Annotated in this window: 5 protein-coding genes; all 5 read right to left on the minus strand. The window is 66.0% G+C overall.

All coding sequences use genetic code 11. The annotated features are described in order from the left end of the window. Positions 1–36: 36 nt before the first annotated feature. The gene (locus ACESL9_RS16940) at positions 37–1,308 is read right to left on the minus strand and encodes a cytosine deaminase (protein ID WP_372675288.1); all 1,272 of its coding nucleotides are present in this window, start codon (positions 1,306–1,308) and stop codon (positions 37–39) included. A 6-nt stretch (positions 1,309–1,314) separates the two neighbouring features. Continuing rightward, positions 1,315–2,097 carry a creatininase gene (locus ACESL9_RS16945; RefSeq protein WP_372675289.1) on the minus strand — a complete coding sequence of 261 codons (783 nt, stop codon included), beginning with the start codon at positions 2,095–2,097 and terminating at the stop codon, positions 1,315–1,317. Further along, positions 2,094–3,608, minus strand: a complete 1,515-nt coding sequence (locus ACESL9_RS16950; protein ID WP_372675290.1) for an amidohydrolase family protein — start codon at positions 3,606–3,608, stop codon at positions 2,094–2,096. The genes ACESL9_RS16945 and ACESL9_RS16950 overlap by 4 nt, the downstream gene beginning before the upstream one ends. A gap of 1 nt (position 3,609) precedes the next feature. After that, on the minus strand, positions 3,610–4,698 hold the full coding sequence (locus ACESL9_RS16955; RefSeq protein ID WP_372675291.1) for an ABC transporter ATP-binding protein: 1,089 nt from the start codon (positions 4,696–4,698) through the stop codon (positions 3,610–3,612). Then, on the minus strand, positions 4,698–5,052 hold a 355-nt coding region (locus tag ACESL9_RS16960), incomplete at its 5' end, for an ABC transporter permease (RefSeq protein ID WP_372675292.1). The genes ACESL9_RS16960 and ACESL9_RS16955, both read right to left, overlap by 1 nt.

Here is a 5,052-nt window from a genome sequence, read left to right on the forward strand (position 1 = left end):
GGGCGAGATGCGCTGATCGCGGCGCGCAAGGGCTGCCTAGTGCCGCGCCGGTCTGTCTGGCCGCCCGTCCAGCAACAGCCGGGGCGCGGGTGGCGCGGTTTCGCAGATGAGCTTGCCGCGCCGGATGACGTGGGTCCGGGTGGCTCGCGTCCGGATGGCGTCGATCGGATCCGTCGCATCCAGCAGCACCAGGTCGGCCGGCGCGCCGGTCACCAGCCCGTCGCCCCCCAGCCCCATGATCCGCCCCGGATCTGTCGTCACGGCGTCGAAACAGGCGCGCAGCCCGGCGCGGTCGGTCATGTGACAGGCATGCGCCGCGATCCACGCGACATCCAGCAGGTCGCCGTGGCCCAGCGGATACCACGGATCGAGCACCGAATCCTGCGCGAAGCCCACGACACAGCCCGCCGCGCGCAATTCGGGCACCCGCGTCAGCCCGCGCCGCTTGGGGTAGGTGTCGAACCGCGCCTGCAGATGCAGGTTGGCCGGCGGGTTCGCCATCACATGCAGCCCGGCATCGGCCATCATCCTGATCAGGCGATTGGCGTAGAAATTGTCCATGGAGTGCATCGAGGTCAGGTGCGATCCTGTCACCCGCCCCTGAAGACCGAGCCGCTTCGTCTCGTAGACCAGCGTCTCGATCATGCGCGAGTTTGGGTCGTCGTTCTCGTCGCAATGCATGTCCACCATCGCGCAGCGCTCGGCCGCGATCTCGCACAGGGCGGTGATCGAGGACCGGCCCAGCTCGGCCGTGGGTTCCAGATGCGGGATGCCGCCCACCACTTCGAACCCCATGTCAAGCGCCTTGCGCACGCTGTCGGCCATGTCCGGGCGGGAATGAAACCCCATCTGCGGAAAGGCGACCAGTTGCAGGTCGAGATAGGGGCGGACCTCGCGGCGGACCTCGGCGATGATCTCGGCGGCCAGCATGTCGGGGTTGGTGATGTCGACATGGCTGCGGATCGCCTGCACGCCTTTCGAGACCGCCATGTCGCAGTATCGCAGCGCGCGGTCGCGGTAATCCTCGGCCGTCAGGCCCGGCGAGATCCGGCGCCAGAGCGCGATCCCCTCGGCCAGCGTGCCGCTTTCGTTGTAAAGCCCATCGGTGCCGAGGCTGAGCGTCGCGTCGATGTGAAAATGCGCATCCACGAAGGGGGGCGTCGCCAGTTGGCCTTTTGCGTCGATCTCGGGTGCGTCGGTGCCGAGTGCTGGCGCGATCTCGGCAATCTTTCCATTCTTGAGGGCGATGTCCTGCCCGGTGCGACCATCGGGCAGGGCGGCGTTGCGGATCACGAGGTCGAATGTCATGGCAGCTTATCCTTGTGGATCGGTTTGAAACGCGGTGACAAGGGCCGCCGCGATATCCGGGACCACCTGTTCGACCACGATGCGCCCCTTCTCGGCACTGGCGCCGGCGGCCGACGACAGCACGCCGGTGGGCGGAATCGGTCCGGTATCCACCGGGTAGACATCGTAGGGTGGAAACGCGGCCGGGGGCCCGTCGGGAATTTCCTCGGCCCTGACAAGATCGGGGCAGAGATGCAGCATGCACGATGTCTCCATCACCGCCGCGTGTTCCAGCTCCCAGCTGAGCAGGCCGTCGGGAAACAGCGCCGCCTCGGTCTCGGGGGTGATGAAGGTCCAGTAGCCGAACTTGACGATGCGGGTGCCCACCACCCCTTCGGCGGCAAGCGCGCGCAGCGCGAGGTCGGCGGCTTCGGTCAGGAACCACTGGTTTTCCATGTGCCCGTCGAACAGCACGATCTTCGTCAGCCCGTGGCGCGCAAGATCGCAGAGGATGTCGCGCACCATGTGGATATAGGTCGCAGCATCGAGGCTTGCGCAGCCGGGAAAATGGTTGCCTCCGCCCGATTTCGGCTGCGACTTGTAGCCGTAGGGCAGCGCCGGGGCGACCAGAGCTCCCGTCCGTTCGGCTACCAGCGCGGCAAGGCGCGCGGGCATGAAGCGGTCGGTGCCCAGAGGCAGGTGTGGGCCGTGCTGTTCCAGCGACCCGGCGGGCAGGATCACCACCGGCGGGCCGTCGCGGGTCAGGCGGTCAAGCTCGACCCAGGTGAGCGCGTCGAGCTGTACGGTCACGTGCGCCCCCATGCGGGTTCATGGCCCAGGCGCCTCAGGCCCATGTCGCGCGCGTTGCAGCGTTTGTGGATTTTGCGGAACGATGGTTCGAACTGCCGGTTGAGCGCCTCTGTCCGTTCATGTGCGGCGAAGAAGGCCGGCAACTCCTCGCGCAGCTCGGCCAGCAGCTCGGCCTCGGTCACGCGCAGGCATGTGCCGGCCTCGGCCATGATCTCGCCATTGACGATAGCATGCGTGATCGAGCTGCCGGTTTCGCAATAGACAAGGTGATTGGCCGGGTCGTTCAGCGGGGTAAAGGGGATGGCGTCGAGGTCGAGCACGATCATGTCGGCTTTCTTGCCCGGCTCCAGGCTGCCGGATTCGGACCCGAGGCAGGCGCTGCGTGCGCCGCCGAGCGTGGCGCAGTGCAGCACGTCTTCGGCGGACAACCACAGATCGTTATCTGGCGTCTGCACATTGTGGATCAGCCCCGCGGCATGCATCACCGAGAACATCCGCGTCGTGTCCGAGGTCGAGATGCCGTCAGAACCGAGCGCCACGTTGATCCCGGCCCGCATGATTCGCTTGATCGGGGCGACGCCCGCGCCCAGCTTCTGGTTCGAGATCACGTTGTGCACGATGGACACGCCCGCCTCGCCCATCATGCCGATATCGGCGTCGGTGACCCAGATCGAATGCGCGATCGTGGTCCGGGGCCGCAGCAGGCCGAGCCGCTTCATGTAGGCGATCAGCGTCTCGCCGTAGAATTCCTGCCCGGTGACCGCCTGCACCTTGGTCTCGAGGATATGGGTGTGAAAGGGCGTGTCATGGGCTTCAGCCAGTTCCATCGCGGCCTGCATCAGATCAGGTGTGCAGCGTTGCGGCGCCGAGGGGGCGACCATGAAGTTCAGCCGACCCGCGCGGCCGTGATGCTTTTCCAGCGCATCGCGGCAATGTGCCAGCCACTCTGCGCTATCCGCCGCCCCCTGCGCGTCGGCTTCGGCGCAGAGCTCGGGCGGGACGAGATCACGGGCAAACGGGATGGTGTCGAGGAAGGGCCGGTCCACCACGTGGCCCGACACGGTGGCGCGCAGGCCGACATCCTCGTAGGCTTGGAACACGGCGTCGAGTTGATCGGATGTCTGGTTGGGGCTTTCGTACACGTCGTCGGTGACGCAGGTCGTGCCCGATTTGAGCGATTCCATCGCGCAGAGCGCGGTGCGCAGGTAGGCCAGCCGTGGCGAAAGGGTCTGCGCGCCGAGGATGGGATAGGCATAAAGCATCCAGACCTCGAGCGGCATGTTGTCGTAGCGCCCCTTGTAGAGCGCCTCGGGCGAATGCATGTGGCCGTTCACCAGCCCCGGCATCACCAGTTTGCCGCGACCGTCGATCACGTTGTCGGCCGCTTGCGTTTCGCAGTCTCCCACGGCGGTGATGCGGTCGCCCTCGATCAGTATGTCCCCGGTGATCGGGCGGGCGCCCTGGCCCGGGGCCATGGTGATGATCTGCGCCCCTTGGATAAGGATCGACATGTCAGCTAATCTCCCTTGGCAGAACGTATCCGACCTCGGCGGGCCAGCTTGCACAGACCCTTGCGCCGGGTGTGAGGTCGAGACCGTCGATCTCGCTTTGTTGCTTTTGCACCTTCATTTCGGTCCCGTCCGAGAGGCGCAGCATGACGGTGACGAACGAGCCGGTGAATTCCTCTGTCAGAACCTCGGCCTGCACCTCGTTCGCGGTCCCTGACGCGACGCCAGACAGGGCCACGCGGTCAGCCGGCACGAGCAGGCTGGCCCCCGCATGCGCGGCCGGCGGCGTGCCGCGCGCGATGCCGAAGCTGCCCATCGGCGTCTCTATCTTACCGGAAGTCGTCATCCGGCCGTCGAGGATGGTGTTGGCGCCCACAAATTCGGCCACGAAGCGGTTGGCCGGCGCGCGGTAGACCTCCTTCGGGGCGCCGATCTGCTGCACGTGCCCGTTCGACAGGATGGCGACCCGGTCGGCCATCGCGAACGCCTCGGACTGGTTGTGGGTGACGTAGAGAAAGGTGATCCCCAGCTCGTTGTGGAGCCGCTTCAATTCGGATTGCATGTGCAGGCGCCGGTTGGCGTCGAGCGCCGATAGCGGCTCGTCCAGAAGAAGGATCTCGGGCTGCAGCGCCAGCGCCCGCGCGATCGCCACGCGCTGGCGCTGGCCCCCCGAAAGCTGGTGGATCGACCGCTCTGCCAGATCGGCGATGCCGAGGCGGTCCAGCCATTCCAGCGCGCGCTTGCGGCGGTCCCTGGTCACCAGGCGGCGCTTCTGCTTGAGGCCGAATTCGACATTTTCACGGACCGACAGGAACGGGAAGAGGGCATAGCTTTGCCAGACCATCGGCATGTCGCGGTCCCAGGGCGGCGTGGCGGTGATGTCGTCGGCGCCCCACATCAGCATCCGGCCTGCGCTGGCATAATCCAGCCCTGCGATCAGCCGCAGCGTCGTGGTCTTGCCGCAGCCCGACGGACCCATCAGCGCGATGAACTCGCCCTTCTGGATTGAAAGATCCGTAGGGTGCAGCGCGACCGTGTCTCCGAAGGACTTGGTAATCTTGTCCAGAACGAGGATGGGGTTGGGCGCGACCATCAATCGGTCTCCTTGTCGGATTTGAGGCTCGTGAGAACCTGTGCCACCAACACCAGCGCTATCGTAATGACGAAGACGATGGAGCCGATGGCGTTGATGCGCGGACTGACCTGCCCCTGCAGCATCGCGAGGATGCGCACCGGCAGCGTTTCGTTCAGGCCCGAGACGAACCATGCGATCATGAATTCGTCGAAGGACACAGCGGCCGTGATCGCCAGCGCTGAGAAGATCGCAGGCCTGCAGAATGGCAGCACAACGCTGCGCATGGTGGCCCAGCGGGTTGCGCCGAGGTTCCAGGCCGCGCCTTCGAGATCAGGACTCATTTCCGCAAGGCGCATCCGGATCAGCGCCATG

It is taken from the genome of Aquicoccus sp. (assembly GCF_041686535.1).
GTDB lineage: Bacteria > Pseudomonadota > Alphaproteobacteria > Rhodobacterales > Rhodobacteraceae > Aquicoccus.